Origin of the sequence: Castellaniella caeni NBRC 101664, from assembly GCF_001592225.1 — a bacterium.
In the GTDB taxonomy this organism is placed as follows: domain Bacteria; phylum Pseudomonadota; class Gammaproteobacteria; order Burkholderiales; family Burkholderiaceae_B; genus Castellaniella; species Castellaniella caeni.
In genome coordinates this window covers 97,496-114,423 of the sequence record NZ_BCWN01000008.1, presented here as the reverse complement: position 1 = coordinate 114,423, position 16,928 = coordinate 97,496, and the positions used below count along the sequence as shown (strand labels likewise).

20 protein-coding genes are annotated in these 16,928 nt (G+C 61.0%); 9 read left to right on the top strand and 11 right to left on the bottom strand.

Features of this window, described 5'->3' with window-relative positions; genetic code table 11:
• Window positions 1-57: 57 nt before the first annotated feature.
• From CCA01S_RS07225 to CCA01S_RS16375, 6 genes are all read left to right on the top strand, one after another.
• Window positions 58-930: a branched-chain amino acid ABC transporter permease gene (locus CCA01S_RS07225; protein WP_066456181.1), complete on the top strand. Its 873-nt coding sequence runs from the start codon at window positions 58-60 to the stop codon at window positions 928-930.
• Window positions 927-1,877, top strand: a complete 951-nt coding sequence (locus tag CCA01S_RS07220) for a branched-chain amino acid ABC transporter permease (protein WP_066456178.1) — start codon at window positions 927-929, stop codon at window positions 1,875-1,877. Before CCA01S_RS07225 ends, CCA01S_RS07220 begins: the two co-directional genes overlap by 4 nt.
• Window positions 1,878-1,880: 3 nt before the next feature.
• Complete coding sequence (locus CCA01S_RS07215) at window positions 1,881-2,654, top strand: ABC transporter ATP-binding protein (protein ID WP_066456174.1); 774 nt, start codon at window positions 1,881-1,883, stop codon at window positions 2,652-2,654.
• A complete protein-coding gene (locus tag CCA01S_RS07210; RefSeq protein WP_439951501.1) occupies window positions 2,651-3,358 on the top strand; it encodes an ABC transporter ATP-binding protein in 708 nt (235 codons plus the stop codon). Before CCA01S_RS07215 ends, CCA01S_RS07210 begins: the two co-directional genes overlap by 4 nt.
• A 131-nt stretch (window positions 3,359-3,489) precedes the next feature.
• Window positions 3,490-4,938 carry a tRNA uridine-5-carboxymethylaminomethyl(34) synthesis GTPase MnmE gene (gene mnmE / locus CCA01S_RS07205; protein ID WP_066456279.1) on the top strand — a complete coding sequence of 483 codons (1,449 nt, stop codon included), beginning with the start codon at window positions 3,490-3,492 and terminating at the stop codon, window positions 4,936-4,938.
• Window positions 4,939-5,121: 183 nt separating this feature from the next.
• Window positions 5,122-5,532, top strand: coding sequence for an integrase domain-containing protein (locus tag CCA01S_RS16375; RefSeq protein WP_066456168.1), 411 nt, complete (start codon window positions 5,122-5,124; stop codon window positions 5,530-5,532).
• Between the two features lie 85 nt (window positions 5,533-5,617).
• Here CCA01S_RS16375 and CCA01S_RS07195 read toward each other — a convergent pair whose 3' ends face one another.
• From CCA01S_RS07195 to CCA01S_RS16210, 7 genes are all read right to left on the bottom strand, one after another.
• Entirely contained in the window at window positions 5,618-6,649 is a 1,032-nt protein-coding gene (locus CCA01S_RS07195) for a virulence RhuM family protein (protein WP_066456165.1), read from the bottom strand.
• A gap of 70 nt (window positions 6,650-6,719) precedes the next feature.
• On the bottom strand, window positions 6,720-6,935 hold the full coding sequence (locus tag CCA01S_RS07190) for a type I restriction endonuclease subunit R, EcoR124 family (RefSeq protein WP_066456158.1): 216 nt from the start codon (window positions 6,933-6,935) through the stop codon (window positions 6,720-6,722).
• Window positions 6,932-7,468, bottom strand: a complete 537-nt coding sequence (locus CCA01S_RS07185) for a type I restriction-modification system subunit M N-terminal domain-containing protein (protein WP_066456155.1) — start codon at window positions 7,466-7,468, stop codon at window positions 6,932-6,934. Before CCA01S_RS07185 ends, CCA01S_RS07190 begins: the two co-directional genes overlap by 4 nt.
• Before the next feature lie 128 nt (window positions 7,469-7,596).
• Window positions 7,597-7,914: an HVO_A0114 family putative DNA-binding protein gene (locus CCA01S_RS07180; protein WP_043679151.1), complete on the bottom strand. Its 318-nt coding sequence runs from the start codon at window positions 7,912-7,914 to the stop codon at window positions 7,597-7,599.
• A gap of 186 nt (window positions 7,915-8,100) precedes the next feature.
• The gene (locus CCA01S_RS07175; RefSeq protein ID WP_066456152.1) at window positions 8,101-8,385 is read right to left on the bottom strand and encodes a TOTE conflict system archaeo-eukaryotic primase domain-containing protein; all 285 of its coding nucleotides are present in this window, start codon (window positions 8,383-8,385) and stop codon (window positions 8,101-8,103) included.
• Between the two features lie 10 nt (window positions 8,386-8,395).
• Entirely contained in the window at window positions 8,396-9,541 is a 1,146-nt protein-coding gene (locus tag CCA01S_RS07170) for a hypothetical protein (RefSeq protein WP_066456150.1), read from the bottom strand.
• 42 nt (window positions 9,542-9,583) lie between these two features.
• The gene (locus tag CCA01S_RS16210) at window positions 9,584-9,712 is read right to left on the bottom strand and encodes a hypothetical protein (RefSeq protein ID WP_258005638.1); all 129 of its coding nucleotides are present in this window, start codon (window positions 9,710-9,712) and stop codon (window positions 9,584-9,586) included.
• A 26-nt stretch (window positions 9,713-9,738) separates the two neighbouring features.
• Here CCA01S_RS16210 and CCA01S_RS16005 point away from each other — a divergent pair, with 26 nt between their 5' ends.
• Window positions 9,739-9,852 (top strand): virulence RhuM family protein, encoded by a 114-nt coding sequence (locus CCA01S_RS16005; protein ID WP_219726136.1) that lies wholly within the window; start codon window positions 9,739-9,741, stop codon window positions 9,850-9,852.
• An 85-nt stretch (window positions 9,853-9,937) separates the two neighbouring features.
• On the opposite strand, the gene CCA01S_RS07165 is transcribed toward CCA01S_RS16005, so the two are convergent.
• Entirely contained in the window at window positions 9,938-10,219 is a 282-nt protein-coding gene (locus CCA01S_RS07165) for an antibiotic biosynthesis monooxygenase family protein (RefSeq protein ID WP_373278635.1), read from the bottom strand.
• Window positions 10,220-10,396: 177 nt separating this feature from the next.
• Between CCA01S_RS07165 and CCA01S_RS07160 the strand changes: the two genes are divergently transcribed.
• Window positions 10,397-10,918, top strand: coding sequence for a MarR family winged helix-turn-helix transcriptional regulator (locus CCA01S_RS07160; RefSeq protein ID WP_066456276.1), 522 nt, complete (start codon window positions 10,397-10,399; stop codon window positions 10,916-10,918).
• Between the two features lie 117 nt (window positions 10,919-11,035).
• A complete protein-coding gene (locus CCA01S_RS07155; protein WP_066456273.1) occupies window positions 11,036-11,461 on the top strand; it encodes an organic hydroperoxide resistance protein in 426 nt (141 codons plus the stop codon).
• Between the two features lie 89 nt (window positions 11,462-11,550).
• Here CCA01S_RS07155 and CCA01S_RS07150 read toward each other — a convergent pair whose 3' ends face one another.
• The 3 genes from CCA01S_RS07150 to CCA01S_RS07140 all read right to left on the bottom strand — a co-directional run bounded on the left by CCA01S_RS07150 (window position 11,551) and on the right by CCA01S_RS07140 (window position 16,793).
• Window positions 11,551-12,978, bottom strand: a complete 1,428-nt coding sequence (locus CCA01S_RS07150) for a bifunctional diguanylate cyclase/phosphodiesterase (protein ID WP_232304998.1) — start codon at window positions 12,976-12,978, stop codon at window positions 11,551-11,553.
• A gap of 178 nt (window positions 12,979-13,156) precedes the next feature.
• On the bottom strand, window positions 13,157-14,884 hold the full coding sequence (locus CCA01S_RS07145; protein ID WP_198149921.1) for a putative bifunctional diguanylate cyclase/phosphodiesterase: 1,728 nt from the start codon (window positions 14,882-14,884) through the stop codon (window positions 13,157-13,159).
• Window positions 14,885-14,900: 16 nt separating this feature from the next.
• The gene (locus CCA01S_RS07140) at window positions 14,901-16,793 is read right to left on the bottom strand and encodes a methyl-accepting chemotaxis protein (protein WP_084386581.1); all 1,893 of its coding nucleotides are present in this window, start codon (window positions 16,791-16,793) and stop codon (window positions 14,901-14,903) included.
• Window positions 16,794-16,928: the final 135 nt, after the last annotated feature.

Sequence of the window (16,928 nt, the reverse complement as noted above, 5' to 3'; positions counted from 1 at the left end):
ATCCCACGGAAGGCCTGATGCGGCCTTCCGCTTTCATCGTCACCCTTAGGAGGCCTCATGGGAGGCTTGTGGCTTGCCCTGCTCAACAGCCTGGACATCGGCCTGCTGCTGTTCATCATTGCCGTCGGGCTGAACATCATCTTTGGCGTACTCAACGTCATCAATTTTGCGCATGGCGCGCTCTACATGCTGGGGGCCTATCTGGCCTATGCCTGCGTGGGGGGCCTGGGCATGCCTTTTTGGCTGGCCCTGCTGCTTGCCCCGCTGGGGGTGGCCGCCCTGGCGGTGGTGCTCGACCGCGCCATGATGCGTTTCGTGTATCAGCGCGACATTGCCGACAGCCTGCTGCTGACGTTTGCCTTGCTGCTCATCCTGAACGAGTCGGTGCGTCTCATCTGGGGCACCGGCATTCACTTGGTGCAGGCACCCGCGCTGTTGCAGGGCAGCGTGCAGATCACCGATACCTTGTCGTATCCACGCTATAGCGTGTTCGTGCTGGCTGTCGGCTTGCTCACTTTGCTGGGCCTGTGGCTGCTGTTCAATCGCACGCGCCTGGGGCGCGTGATGCGGGCTGCGGCGCTCGATCGCGAAATGGCGCAAGTGCTGTGCATCAATACGCGGCTGGTGCTCACCAGCGTCTTTGCCTTTGGCGCCTGGCTGGCCGCTCTGGGCGGGGTCGTGGCCGCCCCCATGCGGGCCATCGATCCCGGCATGGGCGACAAGATCATCATCGAAAGCTTCATCGTGGTGGTCATCGGCGGGCTGGGCAGCTTTCCCGGCGCCCTGCTGGGGGCGATCATCCTGGGGCTCATCCATGGTCTGGGCGGGCGCTATCTGCCCGATGCCAATCTGGTGCTGCCCTTCATCGGCATGGCGCTGGTGCTGCTGGTGCGGCCCCGAGGCCTGATGAATCCCCGGAGGCCGACATGAATCGACTGACGGTGCTTGTCGGCCTGGTCGCGCTGGGCCTGCTCGTGGCCTTGCCGTGGCTGGCGCCCTTTTTTTATCTGTTTTTGGCGACGCAGATTCTGGTTCTGGGCCTCTTGGCGGCCAGCTATAACCTGATCTTTGGCTACACCGGCATGCTCAGTTTTGGCCATGCGGCGTTCTATGCGGTGGGCGCGTATGCCACGGCCATGCTGCTGCAGTCGTGGCAATGGCCCTTGCTGGCCTGCCTGGTGGTGTCGTTTGTGGTGGGGATGGCGCTCGCGCTGGTCATCGGGTTTTTTTGCGTACGCCTCGATGAAGTCTACTTTGCCATGCTCACCCTGGCGTTTGGCATGATGGTCTACGGCATCATCCATCAGTGGCGCTCGGTTACCAATGGCAGTGACGGTATCTCGGGCTTTACCGTGCAGTCGCTGGGCTTTGGGCTTGATCTCAATCTGGCCAATCCGGCGGTGTATTACCACGTGGTGCTGGTGATTGTGGTGCTGGCAGGCTTTGCTTTGTACCGTATTGGCGGTTCGTCGTTCGGCCTGGTGCTGCGCGCCATTCGTCAGAACCCGGAGCGGGTGTCGTTCTGCGGTCTCGATGTGCGCCGCTATCGGCTGGCGGCCTTTACGGTCGCGGGTGGCTTCGCCGGGCTGGCAGGTGGCCTGATGGCGCCTTTTCTGCGCATCGCCAGCCCTGAGATGGCACACTGGACGATGTCGGCCGAGCCCGTGCTCATGACGATCCTCGGGGGTGGCGGCACGTTCCTGGGGCCGTTTCTGGGGGCGGCGCTGTTCGTCCTGCTGGAAAACTGGATCACCAGCCTGACGCAGGCCTGGATGCTGTTTCTGGGCATCATCCTGGCTGTCATGGTCATGTTCTTTCGCAAGGGGGTGCTGGGCACCCTGCTGGACTGGGTTCAGCTGCGGGCACAAAAGAGGTGATGCGTGGCCGATGACTTCATTTTGCAGGTGCGCGGCTTGAGCAAGCGCTTTGGCGGCAATCTGGCGGTGGCCGGGGTCGATCTGGATGTGCGGCGCGGCGAAACGCTGGCCATCATCGGGCCCAATGGTGCGGGCAAGACCACGTTCTACAACCTGCTCTCGGGGCGCATGCTGCCCACTCAGGGGCAGATTCTATTTAATGGCAAGGACATTGCCGGGTTGCCGCCCCACGTCATCAGCCGCCTGGGGGTGTCGCGCTCGTTTCAGATCAATAATATCTTTACCGAGATGAGCGTGCGCGAAAACGTCGAGGTGGCCGTCACGGCCCGGCGTGGCGAAGGGCGACGTTGGGCCAATCGTGCGGGGGCCAACCCGCCGGTGCGGCAAGAGGCGGCCCAGCTGCTGGAGCAGCTGTCTTTGTCGCATCTGGCCGAGCAGCGTGCGGGCACCATCAGCTATGGCGACAAGCGCCTGGTGGAAATCGCCGTGGTGCTGGCCACGCAGCCGCAACTGGTCTTGCTGGACGAGCCCACGGCGGGCATGACGCCCGATGAAACCGGGCGCGTGGTCGAACTGGTGCAAGGCCTGATGCGCACGGGGCGCTATACGTTTTTGATCACCGAGCACGATATGCGCGTGGTGTTCGACCTGGCCAGCCGGATTCTGGTGCTGCACCATGGTGCGTCCTTGATACTGGATGCGCCCGCCGTCGTGCGGGCCGACCCGCGCGTGCGCGAGGCCTATCTGGGCCATGCGGATGCCGAACTGGGGGCATGAGCATGCTGCTGGACGTACAGGACATTCATACGTATTACGGTGAAAGCCATGCCTTGCAAGGGGTGTCGCTGGCGCTGCAGCCGGGCGAGACCGTGTGCCTGCTGGGGCGCAATGGGGCGGGCAAGAGTACGACCTTGCGCAGCATCATGGGCCTGACGCCGCCGCGCAGCGGACGCATCGTCTTCAATGGCCAGGACATTGCGGGTCGGGCGGCATGGCGCATCGCGCGTCGCGGTATCGGCCTGGTGCCCGAAGACCGGCGCATCTTTGCGACGCTGACGGTGCAAGAGAACCTGGAAGTCAGCCAGTATCGTCGCCCAGGCGGCCAGGGGCGCTGGACGGTGGAGCGCATTTTTGACCAGTACCCCATGCTGGCAGGCCTGGCCAAGCAGGCCGGGGGTACTTTGTCGGGCGGGCAGCAACAGATGCTGGCCGTGGCCCGGTCGCTGATGAGCGAGCCGCTGCTGTTGTTGCTCGACGAGCCCAACGAAGGGCTTGCGCCGGTGATCGTCGAGCAAATCGGCGCGCTGATCGATGATCTGGCCAAGACGACCACGATATTGTTCACAGATCAAAGTGTGCACTTTGCCTTGGCCCACGCCCGGCGCGCCTACATTCTGGAAAAAGGGCGCGTGGTGCACGCTGCCGACAGCGCCGCGCTGCTGACGGACACCGAGACGCAGCATCGGTATTTGTCGGTGTAGCGGCGTGGCGGGTACAGCCGTATGGCGGCACCGCTTGCCGGGCTTGCGACGGATTCCCGATATCATGTTGGCCGTACCCTGGTGCTTTGCTGTTTGCCGGGGATCGTCACCTGATCTTTTGGCGTTGTTTCATGAGTGCATCATCGACAGACCCCATCATTGCCATCGCCACTGCGCCTGGGCGCGGCGGCATTGGCGTCATTCGCGTGTCCGGGCCCGATCTGTCGGCGTGGGCCGAGGCCCTGTGCGGCCAGGCGCTGCGTGTGCGCCACGCACACTACCTGCCGTTTCGCAATCAGCAAGGCGAGACGCTGGACGAAGGGCTGGCGCTGTTTTTCCCTGGCCCGCATTCCTACACTGGGGAAGATGTGCTCGAACTGCAGGGCCATGGCGGCCCGGCGGTGCTGCGCCGGGTGCTGGACGACTGCCTGGCGCGCGGTGCCGCGATCGGCCTGCGGCTGGCGCAGCCGGGCGAGTTCACCCAGCGGGCGTTTCTCAACGAACGGCTCGATCTGGCCCAGGCCGAGGCCGTGGCCGACCTCATCGAGGCCAGCTCCACGGCGGCGGCGCGCAGCGCCATGGCGTCTTTGTCAGGGGCGTTTTCGGCTGAAATCGACGCCCTGAGCGAGCGCATCGTGCAGTTGCGCATGCTGGTCGAGGCGACGCTCGATTTTCCCGAAGAGGAAATCGACTTTCTCGAAAAATACCAGGCGGCAAAGCGCCTGGACGCGGTGACGGCCACGCTGGACGGGGTGCTGCGCACCGCGCGCCAGGGCCTGGTGCTGCGCGAGGGCCTGCACGTGGTGCTGGCGGGCCAGCCCAATGTGGGCAAATCCAGCCTGCTCAATGCGCTGGCGGGCGAAGACGTCGCCATCGTCACACCGATTGCGGGCACCACGCGCGACCGGGTGATCCAGCAGATTCACATCGAGGGCATCCCGCTGCACATCGTGGACACCGCCGGCCTGCGGGAAACCGAGGACACGGTCGAGCGCATCGGCATCGAACGCAGCTGGGCCGAGATTGCCCGCGCGCAGGTGATTTTGCATCTGCAGGACGCGCGCCACCCGGACGACCCGCTGGACGCCGAGATCGTGCGTCGGCTGCCAGCGGGCACGCCGGTGCTGCGGGTGCTGAACAAGGTGGATTTGCTGGAGGTGGCCGCACCCGCACCCCACGGCTCGTCCATGGTGAAGAAGGCTGGGCCGACTTCTGCCTCGCAGGCGCCGTCACCGGATCTGGGCCTGGAATTCGGCCCGGCAGCGGATGAAATCTTGCGGATATCGGCGCGTACCGGGGTGGGTCTGGACACCCTGCGAGCCCGTCTGTTGCGGATCGCCGGCTGGACGCCGGGGGCGGAGTCTCCCTGGCTGGCCCGCGAGCGCCACGTGCGCGCGCTGGAAGACGCCCGCGCGCATTTGGCGCTGGCGCGCGAGCACGCCGCGCACAGCGATCAGGTGCTCGATCTGTTTGCCGAAGAATTGCGCCTGGCGCACGAGTCGTTGTGCGAGATCACGGGGCAGTTCACTTCCGATGATCTTTTAGGGGTCATTTTTTCGTCGTTTTGTATTGGGAAGTGAAGTGGGATCCAGGGATGTCCACTGGTGCCCAGTTATGCGCCTGTAAGCCGCATGAATAAAGGGGTTTTTGTCTACTGAGTGGCTCGGGGATACAGTCGAAGCTACTCAATCTTATGTCCAAGTTTAGTTCCAAGTAGCGGGTTTATTGCTTTTTTCCCTCTACTTGGGCATACGGAGGATGAGATGGCACTGACCAACAACGCACTCAATGCGCTCAAGCCCAGAGACAAGACCTACACGGTCACCGACGACCGGGGGTATCGTCTGGCGTTACCGCTACCGCCTGAATGGCAAGTACGAGAAGCTGACGCTGGGCAAATATCCCGCGCTGACGCTGAAGAACGCCCGCCTATCGCCATCAAGGGATCATGGGCAAGAGGAGGGCGCGATCGGACGGTGCCCATCGCGACGCCGGAACAGCGTGCAGTGCTGGATGAGGCTTATCGCTTGGCTGGCCTGGGATCTTTGATTCCATCGCACAAGACTTACATCCAGCAGCGGCATGTCTACGATGGGCAGTGCAAGGCGGCAGGGCTGAGCAACATGCACGGGCTGCGGCATCGGTATGCGCAGATGCGGTCAGAGAATGACTGACCAACACGCTCGACAGCAGATCAGCCATGAACTTGGGCATGAAAGGCTGAAAGTGACGTCGATCTATTTGGGAATTTGAGCCTTATCAGTCATCTCGGGTGTTCGGCTCACCGGACGTCAGTTTTTTCACTGCTTTGTCGAAATCGCTGTCAAACAGGCGATCCTGCACAATTCTGTACTTCTCAAATTCACTTTCCGCATGTGTCTGGGCAAGCTTTGCAGAAATCTTGCCGCTGTTCTGTAGCACTTCCCGTTCATCAAATTCGAGGAAGGCGTCCAGACGCTTGGACCAGTCTTCCATGCTCATGGGGATTTTGCGACGAGCACGATCCTCGGCCAGTTCCAGATAGGCGTTGACGATACGACCCAATGAATCCAACTCGTCCTTGGTCAGGTAGTTCTTGGCCACGGCCACATCGGTTTTCAGGATCTTGCCTTCGGGTGCGCTCGCCCAGGAAGTCAGCCCCATATGTGGCTTGCTGCTATCGGCCCGCTTGCGGATCAACTCTGCAGCGGTATGGCCGTGGATGGCGTAATGCAGTTTGTTCTGTACTTTGGCGAAGAATGCCTTGGTGGTCGGTGCGTCCTTGTTGTAGTCCACACTGGTGGCGTAGATGTCGGTGATCTTCTGGTAGAAGCGTCGTTCACTGAGGCGAATCTCGCGAATTTCTTCCAGCAGACGCTCGAAGTAGTCCTCGCCCAGAAAACTGCCGTTTTCCATGCGCTTGCGATCCAGCACATAGCCCTTGATGGCGAACTCACGCAGCACGCCAGTCGCCCACTGGCGGAACTGGGTGGCGCGTATGGAGTTGACCCGGTAGCCGACGGAGATGATGGCGTCGAGATTGTAGAACTGGGTCTGATAGTTCTTACCGTCGTTGGCAGTTATCCGGAATTTCCGGATAACTGCTTCCTGGGCCAGTTCATCGCTGGCAAAGATGTTCTTCAGATGCTCGCTGACGGTGCGCACATCCACCCCGAACAGTTCAGCCATCAGCTTCTGCGACAGCCACAGGGTCTCGTCCTCGTAGCGGGCCTCGATGCTCTGTTCGCCGGCCTGGCCAGTGAAGATCAGAAACTCGGCTGTGCTGTTGCGGATCAATTTTTTGCCATTCATACCAAGTATCTCCACGTGGTCTGTACGTCGACCAAGCATGCTTTACCGCCTGTGCGATAACTCTGGTCGGTTACACCTGCCCACCTACGCCTTTGAATTTTTCGACGAATGCAGCGATCTTCTGGAAGACGCTTTGTTTCTTTGTCAGGTACTCCGGATTGAGCGGACTCATCTTGGGCAAGAGAGCATTGAGTTCGGTGCCGTTCTCGCTGGCGAATTCACGTCTCAGTGAGCTGCTGATGTACCGTCTGGCTGCCTCCGCATTCAGCGCCTCATCGTTGATCAACTCCTGAGCCTCGCGCTGCTGCTCGGCCTGTCGAAGCCGCCGAAGTCGAGTTCGGCTACACGCCTGAGCACGGCGGCAAGACGGGCGTTCTTTTCCTTGACGGTGTTACCGAGGCGGTTGCTGGTGGTGTCGAAATCAGCGAACAGACCCTTGATGTCGAACTCGGACGGGTAGCCGCTGGCCGAGCTTTCGATGGCGGCGAAGATGCGAGCTAGATCGGTATTCAGAGTTTCGTTGGCGTTGGCACCGGCGGCTACGTTGGCGAACATCTGGCTGGGATAGATGAAGTAGCCTTTGGTCTTGATGGCATCATCTTTGATGTCCGCAGTGATGACGCCGTCAGGCAGTCGGGCATAGTCAATGTCGTCATCACCGCCCTCAATGTAGCTGGCGAAGTTCTCGCTGATGAAACGGTAGAACAGGGTGCCGAGCACGTATTGCTTGAAATCCCAGCCGTCGACCGCGCCGCGTACGTCATTGGCGATCTGCCAAATCTGTCGTTGCACGGCGGCGCGCTGTTGGGTGCTGGTCATAGGGTTGTTCCTGTTTCAATTTTTCTGGTTTGGCGCAAGCACGGAGCGTGTGCCGAAAATGGGGCAATTTCTTGTCGAGCTGTTGTTCTGCCTGGTTTATCAGCAAGCTATCCTCATGTCCGCTCCCATCAATCCAGCACAACCAGAAACTCAGTCGCCAGCGCTGTCGGCTGAACATCCCGAACATTGCGCTGCAGCGATACCAGGCCGTAATCGGCCATCATTCTCAGAGTGCGTGACAGGTTCGGCACCTTGCGGCCGCTGAGTTCGGCAAGTTCGGTCAGGGACTTGGGTTGTTTGTCATGGATCAGGCGCAGCAGGCGGCGGTTGTCGTCCGACAGCACCGCTGCCAGTGATGCCAGCGAGGGAAACCAAATACTGGGCGTTTCGCTTCCCTTCGGTGGCGAACCTTCTGGCTGTCGGATACCCACAATACAGCGCTTCATGATCGCAAATCCAATGACACGTTGATTCAATATTGTATCAGTGTCTGATAATCATCGTCGATCACAAATGCCTGCTACAAAGGAAAAGGCAGGGGTAGACGATGTGCGGCTTGCCGGTCTTGGAGTTCTCGACCAGGATGTGCCATTCGCCACCGTCCAGATGCACGTCCTTCCACTGCGCCAACATCAGCTCGGATTTTCGCAGACACCTGGGCGCCACTCGTTCGCACAGGCAGGGGAGTAGCCGCTTTTGCCAGCCTTGCTTTCCCAGCGGACTGGGTAAACGTCGGTGCGGCCCCGGAACAACTGGCCAAAGAGCGTGACTTTCTCGTCTGTGGTCAACGATAAGGTTGCCGAGGGCTTGAGGATCGGCGCAGGCGTTTGCCAGGCGATGCCGTGCGCTTCGAGCAGGGTGATCAAGCGAGCGTTCTCGGCACGAAGGCGGGCGAGTTCGTCGTCGCGGCCAGTCATCGCCTGCGCTTTATCCTAACCACAAGCCCGCTTCGGCCAAGCGACGCAGCAGAGCCGCCCGCTTGGCGTGAGGGACAAGGAAGCGCCGCAACTGGCGATCGAAGGCGTCTGGGCCGACAACCAACGCATACCCTTCAGCAAGTACCTTCAGCAGACTGACCGTTTTTTCGTAGCCGGATGCACTTCCGCGATATGCCTGTTCACTTGCCGCTTTCCAGTATTTGTCCGGCGAGTCCATAATCCGGCGTAATTCACCCTCGCGTTTCTGGCGCCGCTCCTCTTCGCGTTTTGCATGAGCCTGAGCTTCGCGAGCCCGCCTGGTTGCGGCAGCCGATTGCGCCAATTCTTGCAATTCCGCCACTTGGCGTCGGGCAGCACCCGAAGATGCCGGGCGTTGTGCCTTGAGCCATGCCGCGTAGTGCGACTTCACCTGGCGTTCTGCCTCCTGGCCCCGGCCCAATGCAATGGTCTTGAGCACATCCTGCATATCCGCTGTCTGCCAGGTATCCAGCCAAGTGGATATTTGCAGCGTTTCGTCGTGCGGCGACGTGGCTGCAGCACTGCTCATGCTGGCGGCTACAAGTAGATCCGGGTCGATTTCCAGAAATTCGACCAAGGCCTGCTGCGCTGGCGAGAGGTCGGCCAATCCACAAGGTACTTCCGGCTCCAGCATGTCATCGTGCAAGGCATCGCCAGCAGCCAACCAGCCCAGGTACAGAGGCCGCAAATCGCCACGCATCAACTCATCGCGCAAGGGAATCAGCCTGCGCATCCAGCCACTGCCGTCGTCTTCAGTAAAGCGGTCATAATCCTCGCTTTCCTCCAGTGTCCAACTGACAATCCAGTGCGAATCGCTGGATTCGAATGACAATGCAGCCGAACGGGCGAAAGCATCCAGCTCGCCCTTGCGGAAAACGGCCTTTGGCAGTCGCAGCGAAACATGGCAACCGCACCAATTGGCCGAATAGACAAAGGCATCGAAATAGCGCCGCATCCATTCGGCAGGATCGGCCTTGAGATCGCCCCATTCATAGTGATTGGTGAAGCCGCCGGGTGTGATGTCGGCGCGGGTGGAGACAGCGCGAAGTTCGGCCATCTCGGTACGGGTCAACGGCCTATCAATGGCCGCGAATTCGTAGTACTGGTATTCACTCATGATACTGATGTCCGATTGGTCTTTCTGGATTTGGCAGACGACTCAGCGCAATTCGTACCAAGTTCCACGCCCGCCCCCCTGCTGGACCAAATGCCCCTGCTCCACCAGCGCACGGAAGTGCTGCTTGAGCGTGTTGCGGTTGCCGCCGGTCAGGCGGATGGCTTCGGCCATAGTGATCCTGCCGTGCAGTTCCGCAAGTGGGCGCCGGCATCGTCGAAGAATTTGCCATCAAAGGCTACACGATGGACGACGAACGCCTGAAAAGTGGCGGCTCTATCCTGACGGAGCTGCAGAACAAATTGCTGCATTGAGCAATCCATGGGCAGACAGCCGCAGAAGTCGTCTACAGGCAAGGAAGACTGAGGCCGCCGCGCGGCGCCCGTCAGCCCTGAAGAGTTATTCCCCCACCACCTGCGTGTGCACCACATCGGGGGCTTTTTCAAAGAAGCCGCCCACCAGGGCGCGCCAGGATTGGAAGTCTTCGGATTTGCGGAAGTGTTCCATGTGGTCTTCCAGGGTCTGCCAGTGGATTTGCAGCACGTATTGCTCGGGATGCTCGATCACGTGGTGCAGTTCGAGGCGGTGAAACCCGCGGGCGCGTTGAAACAGGGGCAGCGCCTTTTGCACGCCGGCTTCGAAGTCGGCCTGGGTGCCGGGTTTGACAGTGATATGGGCCATTTCGCGGATCATGCTGTTTTCCTGTATGAGTCAGAGGATGGATGAGTCAGAGGATGACAGTGTCGGCAATGGGCGGGCACGCTGTCAAACCGGGGGGCCGTCGCACCGCCTGGCGCTGCCACGCACACCAATTTATATCGCTTGCAATTAAATAGCGTGCTATGTATGATGATTGCCATGACCTCTTCGGCTTCCCTTGTTGCAGATCAGCCACCTCGATGCCTCACGCTCGATGCGCAGCTGTGCTTTGCACTGTATTCGGCGCACCTGGCCATGGGTAAGGTGTATCGCCGGTATCTGGCCGGGCTGGGGCTCACCTATCCACAGTACCTGGTGATGCTGGTGCTCTGGGAAACCGACGGGATCACGGTGTCCGCCCTGGGCGAGCGCCTGTATCTCGATTCGGCTACGCTCACCCCGCTGCTCAAGCGCCTGCAGGCGCTGGGGCTCATCCGGCGCGAACGTGCGCAGGCCGATCAGCGGCAGGTGCTCATCAGCCTCACGCCCGCAGGGCGTGATCTCAGGCGCCAGGCAGGCGATGTCCCCCAGGGGGTGATGTGCGCCACGGGCTTTGCCCCTGGCCAGGCGCAGCAGCTCAAGGCCCAGCTCGAAACCCTGCGTACGCATTTGCTGCGCGCTCAGGCAGGCGCCCTTCAAGCAGGCACCCCGGGCGCGGGCACGATAGATTCAACGACGTGATCCGGCGCGTGCCCTGTGATTTGGGGCGGGCGTCAAGGCCGGATCGCGAGGTTTGCCAGGAAGCCGCCGTACGGTGCCGGTGCTTTCTCTCACACAATGCACCACAAGGAGTCCATGATGACTGTTGAAAACGTTCTCTATACCGCCCACGCCTCTGCAACCGGCGGCCGTGATGGCAGCGCCAAATCGTCGGATGGCCGTCTGGACATCAAGCTGTCCGTGCCCAAAGAACTGGGTGGCGACGCAGGTGCGGGCACCAACCCCGAACAGCTGTTCGCCGCAGGCTATTCGGCGTGCTTCCTGGGCGCCCTGAAGCTGGTGGCAGGCAAAGAAAACGTCACGCTGCCCGCCGACACCCAGGTGGCCGGTTCGGTCGGTATTGGCCCCATCCCCACGGGCTTCGGCATTGCCGTCGAGCTGAAAATCTCGGCTCCCGGCGTGGATCACGCCAAGTTGAACGACCTGGTGCAAAAGGCGCACGTCGTGTGCCCGTACTCCAACGCCACGCGCAACAACATCAAGGTGACGCTCACCGTCGCCTAAGGTTGGCCCACGCCCCGCACGCGCCGGGGCATCCGCTTGCACCATGACACGTGCCGCTCAAGCCTGTACAGATTTGAGCGGCACGGTTGTCAAAGGCCGCAGGCCACCTTTGCAAGCCTGGGGGGCGCCGCGCCCCAGCAGAAATTGTTTTTGCCCGCGCGCTTGGCTTTGTACATTCCCCGATCCGCGAGGTCGATCAGTTCTTTCACGCCCTCTGTTTCGTCGGGGAAAAGTGCTGCGCCGACGCTTGCCGTGAGCTCGAAGCGCGTATAGCCAACCACCATGGGGATGGTGATGGCGTGCAGGATTTTTTCTGCGATCATCCCGCACTGTGCGCGGGTGATGTTCGAGAGGATGATGCAAAATTCGTCGCCGCCCAGGCGTGCGACCAAATCTTCGGAAGAGGCGCGGATGCAGCTTCGCAAGCGTGTGGACACCTCTTGCAGCACCAGGTCGCCAACGGCATGCCCGTACTGGTCGTTGATGGGTTTGAACTCATCCAGATCCAGGTACAGCACGGCAACGCTGTGCGCATGACGGCGTGCCCTGGCGACGGCGCGCTCGCATTGATCCTGAAAAAGCGATCGATTGGCAAGCCCCGTGAGCGCATCGTGCAGCGCCTCTTCAGCAAGCGCCTCTTGCAGTTTTTGCGCGGTTTTACGTTGTTTGCCCAGCAAGAACAGAAGGGCCGCGGCAAGCAGCGTGACAACGATGCTGACCGTGGCCGCGACCTCGTAGTAGGCCCGCCTGCGCGCATAGAACAGCGTGAAGGCATGGTCATAATCCAGGCTGACCACGGCGAGCAGTGGATAGTGCGCCACTGGCCCATAAGCGATGATGTGCGCCTTCGTGTCCGTGTTTGCCGCTTCGTCGGTGTTGAAGGCGATGAAGGCGCCGGCCGGTTCTGGCGAGGTGAGGATATTGTGCAGGTGCCGACGGTATGAGCCATCTTCGGCCAGTTGGCCAAACAGCATGCGCATGCCCCCGTCGTTGCCGACCACGGCCATGGCGTCCTTGGGCGCCAGCGCTGTGCGTCGATAAGTGTCGGCGAAACTGTCAACCCTGAGCCAAATCACGACCATGCCGGCAAACTTGCCGTCGGGGTTTGAAATTCGTGTGAATGTGGGAATACGCCATTGACCGGACGCCTCGATGACCGGGTGTCCGATGATGAATTGCGCCGGGGCCATCTTGGATGCGTCCTGAAAAACGGGCAGGGTGCTGTAATCGAATGAATCCTGCTGTTCGCTCGTCGTGACGACGGCGCCGTGCGCATCGAGCACGCTTGCCGAGGGGAAGATATCCATTTTGTGCATGGCCGACCAGTAGGAAAGATCCAGGCGCTGGTGATCCTGCTCGTAGGTACTTGCAATGAAGGCCGCAGCCTGCCTGGCGGTATCCAGCGTGTGTTCGGTTTCCTCGGAGAGCGCAACGACCAGATCCGCGCTCACGGATTTCATGCGTTCTTCCAGCCGCGCAAGCTCTGCGGTGGAATAACGCGCGGCGGCAAACCACACGCCGACGACTGTGGCAATGCTGACGAGCACGACCAGCAGGTTTGGAAGAAAGTCGGAAAAGAATCGTTTGCGGCGTGCAGCTGCGTGGTACAGATGCGCGATGGAGGCCCTGGCCTGATGTGTTCCAACCATGTTTTTAGTACCGGTAAATGACTGATCGCGGATAAAGTGGCTTGCATCAGCAGGATGGAATCAGTTTTTGGTCTTTGCCGGGTTTTTCGTTTGCCTGTCCGGGGGCCGTGCGCCCGGTGCGCACGGCCTCCAGCCAGTGCGCAATCGGGAGGGGCCGCGCCATGAGGTATCCTTGCAGCGAACCGCAGGCGTTTTCCCAGAGAAATTTGGCCTGCTCGAGGGTTTCCACGCCTTCAGCCACCACGTTCAAGTTCAGCTGCCTGGCCATGCCGAGGATCATCCGGGCGATCGCAATATCGTCGAGATCGGCGGGAATATCCCGCACGAGGCTTTGGTCGATCTTGAGTTCCGACAGCGGCAGGCGCTTCAAAAGTACCAGGTTGGAATATCCCGTGCCGAAATCATCGACGGAGAACCGAATCCCCATTTTTTGCAGTTCTTGCATGTGATGCTCGACGAGTTCGACGTCGTCGATCAGGATGCCCTCGGTGACTTCAAACATCAGGCTCGAACCCGGCACCTCGGTGCGCGCCAGCGTTTCACGCACGAAGTCGATGAGGCGGTGGTTGGTCAAAAGCTTTGGGCTGATGTTGACCGAGAGCGGGTGTGTTGATCCGAGCCGCCGCAGCTCGAATGCCGTTTGGCAGGCCACTTCGATCGACCAGTGCGTCAGGCGTTCGATCAGGCCGGATTCTTCGGCCAGCGGGATGAAGATGGCCGGCGAAATCACGCCGCGCGTCGCGTGCGTCCAGCGTGCCAGGAGTTCCGCGCCGGTAACCGTGCCGTCATGGGCGTACTGGGGCTGGATGAACATCTTGAGCTCCTTGGTCTCCAACGCGCGCGCGAGGCTTTGGGTGATCTCCAGGCGTTCGGCCAGGTAGGTCTGCAGTTTCGGCTCGTAGAAGACGATGCGCCCGCCCCCTTCCTTGCGGGCGCGCGCAGAGGCCGCCTCGGCCTCGCGCAACATTTCATTGGCCGAAATATCTCCGACACGCAGCAGCGCCACGCCGATACTGACGCTGATCTCGTAGCTTGCATCCCCAATGACGATGGGGTCGGCGCCGATGGCAAGCTGCATCCGGTGCGCGATGCCCATGACGTAGCGTGCCTGGCTGTCTGGCGGCGTGTTCAGCTCGGGCACGAGCGCTGCAAAATGCGCGCCCTCGATGCGCGCCACGGTGCAGCTTGCGCGTGCAATGCTCAACAGGCGTTTGGCGGCAATGCGCAACACCGTGTCGCCTATCTCGCGGCCACGAACCCGGTTGATCAGCCCAAAACCGTCGAGATTGAGTACGAGCAGTGCGCCAGGGGTGGTGTGCTCGGTCTGGAGCTGGGCAAGGGCGTGTGCCAGGCGTTGATGCAGCAGGTTCCAGCTTGCCAGGCCGGTGAGGCTGTCATAGGTTTCCGCCTTGCTGGTGGGCATTTCATGGCTTTTGATCTCACTGGGCGTCATGAGCGTGCAGATGGCGTCGGCGCCGGTGCGTGCCTCTTTTACCGGGATGCTGACGGTATCGAAAACCTCGTGTTGCCCGGTTGCCTTCTCTACCAACTGCGTACGCCCGACGCGATAATGCCCGCGCACGAGGCGGGCGAGGCCGGAATGCTCGGAATCGGTTCGCCCAAGGCTTTCTTGCGCAAGCGCCTGGGCGTCACAAACCCCTTCGTACGCCTGTGTCGCGGCATTCGAGTAAAGGCACTCGCCGTTGCTGTCGTCGATGTGCAGAAGCAAAGGAGCGGAGCCTTGCGCTGCGGTTTGCTTTTCATTTCCGTTCATGGCATCGAGCGTCCATCTAGAAGGAAGTCCATTCTTCAGGTTGATCGGGGGCCGGGCGCCCGGGGGCGCGCAGCACGACATCGGTGATGTTGCTGACGGCTTTCGACGTCGAATGCGGCGCCGGTTGCTCTCCGGGCGTGTGGCGGCTGGTGTCTGGCTTTGGCGCGCGCATGCGCCGCGGCGCGGGGTGGGTGGACTTTCCAGGCAGCGTTGGTGTGCGGGGGCTGCTGTCTGCCCGGTATCCCGCAGATGTTTCGTTGGCCGGGGCGGATGCGCTCAGTTGAAAGGTATCGACCAAGTGTGCGAGCGCGTCGGCCTGTTTGCTCAAGTTTGCGGCGGCGGCGGCCGATGCTTCGACGAGGGAGGCGTTTTGGCGGGTGACGCTGTCGAGTTGTGTCACCGCCGTGTCGATCTGCTCGATGCCACTGACCTGTTCATGGTTGGCGGCATTGATCTCGACCATGATGTCGGTCACGCGCTGGATGCTCTCGACGATGTTCTGCATGGCCTCGCTGGTGCGTTCCGCCTGTCGGGCACCCTGAGAGGTCGCCACGACCGATGCCTCGATGAGCGTCTTGATGTCCTTGGCTGCCGCCGCGCTGCGCTGGGCAAGCGCGCGTACCTCGCTTGCCACGACGGCGAATCCCCGTCCTTGTTCGCCGGCGCGTGCCGCTTCGACGGCTGCGTTCAGGGCAAGAATATTGGTCTGGAAGGCGATGGATTCAATGACGGCGGTGATTTCGGTGACTTCCTTGGATTTTTTATCCACCTCGCTCATCGTTGCGATCAGCTCGTGCACGACTTCCCCGCCCTCGCTGGCCACCTTGGAGGCGGCCCCGGAAAGCGTCGTGGCTTGCGCGACGTTTTCTCCATTTTGGCGTACCGTTGCCGTAATTTCCTCCATGGTGGCCGCCGTTTCCGTCAGCGAAGCGGCCTGCTCTTCGGTGCGTGAAGCCAGATCCGTGTTGCCCGCCGAGATTTGGCCCGCAGCCGACGCGATTGCAGCTGTGCCGCTGTGTACGTCCTGGATGACCTCGCGCAGGTTCTGTGTCATGGCGGCCAGCGCGCGCATGAGCTGCCCCATCTCGTCCTGGTAGCGCGCGCGGATTTCCACCGTCAGGTCGCGCCGCGAGATGGCTTCAGCCGCCTTCAGTGCGCGTGCCAGTGGATGCGTGATGCCGCGCTCGACGTGGCTGGAGTAGAGAATACCGATCAGCAGCGCAATGAGGCTCGCAATGGCAACGACGAGAATCCCGGTATGGTTGGTCGTGCGCATGGTCTGCTCGGCACTGTCTCCCAGGCTGTTCTGGTATTCCAGGAGCCGGCTGATGCCTTGCGAATAGGCTTCCAGGTACGCATCGATGTCGTGCTTGAAGAATTGATCGGCCTCTTGGGTGCGACCCTGTCTTTGCGCCTCCTGGGCGGCGCTGCGCGCATCGACGTATGCCTTGCGTTTGGCGGCAATCGCGTCGAAGAGTTCGCGGGCCTTCGGATCGGTCAAGCGTGCGTCCACTTTCGCCTGCAAGGCCGAGATGCGCTTCACCGTGGCTGCCATCGCCTGTTTCAATTGATCCGCCATGGCGGGATCGACCTGGCGTACCACGGGCTCGGTGATGGTGCGCACGTTGTTCTCGTTGTGCAGCGTCTTCCACTCGCTGATCATGGCGGTTGCCACTTCGCGTTCACCGCTTGCCGTAGCCAGCTTGATGTTGTCGTACAGGCGATAAATGCCAATGGCGGCCACGAGCGCCATTAATAACAGCAGCACGCCAAAGCCAATGGCGAGTCGCGTGCTGATTTTTCGGTTGCGTATGTTCATGGGTGTCTGTTCTCTTGCTGACCGAGACGGCTCCCAGGTCATGAAGCAGGTGTCGTGTACCCATCGGGCAATGGCTTTGGCGCGGGCCACGGGTTGTCGTGGCCTGGATTGGGCGAATGCCGGGTGCTTCTGTCAAATATGAGAAAAATTTCGACCTGTGCTGCCGTTTCTGATTTGATAAGGATTTCTTGCTAGCTACAGGCAAAATTTGGGGAGCACTCGCGC

Bases quoted from the DNA above. Each gene is read 5' to 3' on its own strand.
- CCA01S_RS07165 (WP_373278635.1), bottom strand. From the start codon at position 10,219: ATGGCCCATATCACTGTCAAACCCGGCACCCAGGCCGACTTCGAAGCC.
- CCA01S_RS16375 (WP_066456168.1), top strand. From the start codon at position 5,122: ATGGCACTGACCAACAACGCACTCAATGCGCTCAAGCCCAGAGACAAG.
- CCA01S_RS16210 (WP_258005638.1), bottom strand. From the start codon at position 9,712: ATGGCCGAAGCCATCCGCCTGACCGGCGGCAACCGCAACACGCTCAAG.
- CCA01S_RS07220 (WP_066456178.1), top strand. From the start codon at position 927: ATGAATCGACTGACGGTGCTTGTCGGCCTGGTCGCGCTGGGCCTGCTC.
- CCA01S_RS07185 (WP_066456155.1), bottom strand. From the start codon at position 7,468: ATGACCAGCACCCAACAGCGCGCCGCCGTGCAACGACAGATTTGGCAG.
- CCA01S_RS07155 (WP_066456273.1), top strand. From the start codon at position 11,036: ATGACTGTTGAAAACGTTCTCTATACCGCCCACGCCTCTGCAACCGGC.
- CCA01S_RS07210 (WP_439951501.1), top strand. From the start codon at position 2,651: ATGAGCATGCTGCTGGACGTACAGGACATTCATACGTATTACGGTGAA.
- CCA01S_RS07170 (WP_066456150.1), bottom strand. From the start codon at position 9,541: ATGAGTGAATACCAGTACTACGAATTCGCGGCCATTGATAGGCCGTTG.
- CCA01S_RS07145 (WP_198149921.1), bottom strand. From the start codon at position 14,884: ATGAACGGAAATGAAAAGCAAACCGCAGCGCAAGGCTCCGCTCCTTTG.
- CCA01S_RS07225 (WP_066456181.1), top strand. From the start codon at position 58: ATGGGAGGCTTGTGGCTTGCCCTGCTCAACAGCCTGGACATCGGCCTG.
- CCA01S_RS07195 (WP_066456165.1), bottom strand. From the start codon at position 6,649: ATGAATGGCAAAAAATTGATCCGCAACAGCACAGCCGAGTTTCTGATC.
- CCA01S_RS07180 (WP_043679151.1), bottom strand. From the start codon at position 7,914: ATGAAGCGCTGTATTGTGGGTATCCGACAGCCAGAAGGTTCGCCACCG.
- mnmE (WP_066456279.1), top strand. From the start codon at position 3,490: ATGAGTGCATCATCGACAGACCCCATCATTGCCATCGCCACTGCGCCT.
- CCA01S_RS07175 (WP_066456152.1), bottom strand. From the start codon at position 8,385: ATGACTGGCCGCGACGACGAACTCGCCCGCCTTCGTGCCGAGAACGCT.
- CCA01S_RS07160 (WP_066456276.1), top strand. From the start codon at position 10,397: ATGACCTCTTCGGCTTCCCTTGTTGCAGATCAGCCACCTCGATGCCTC.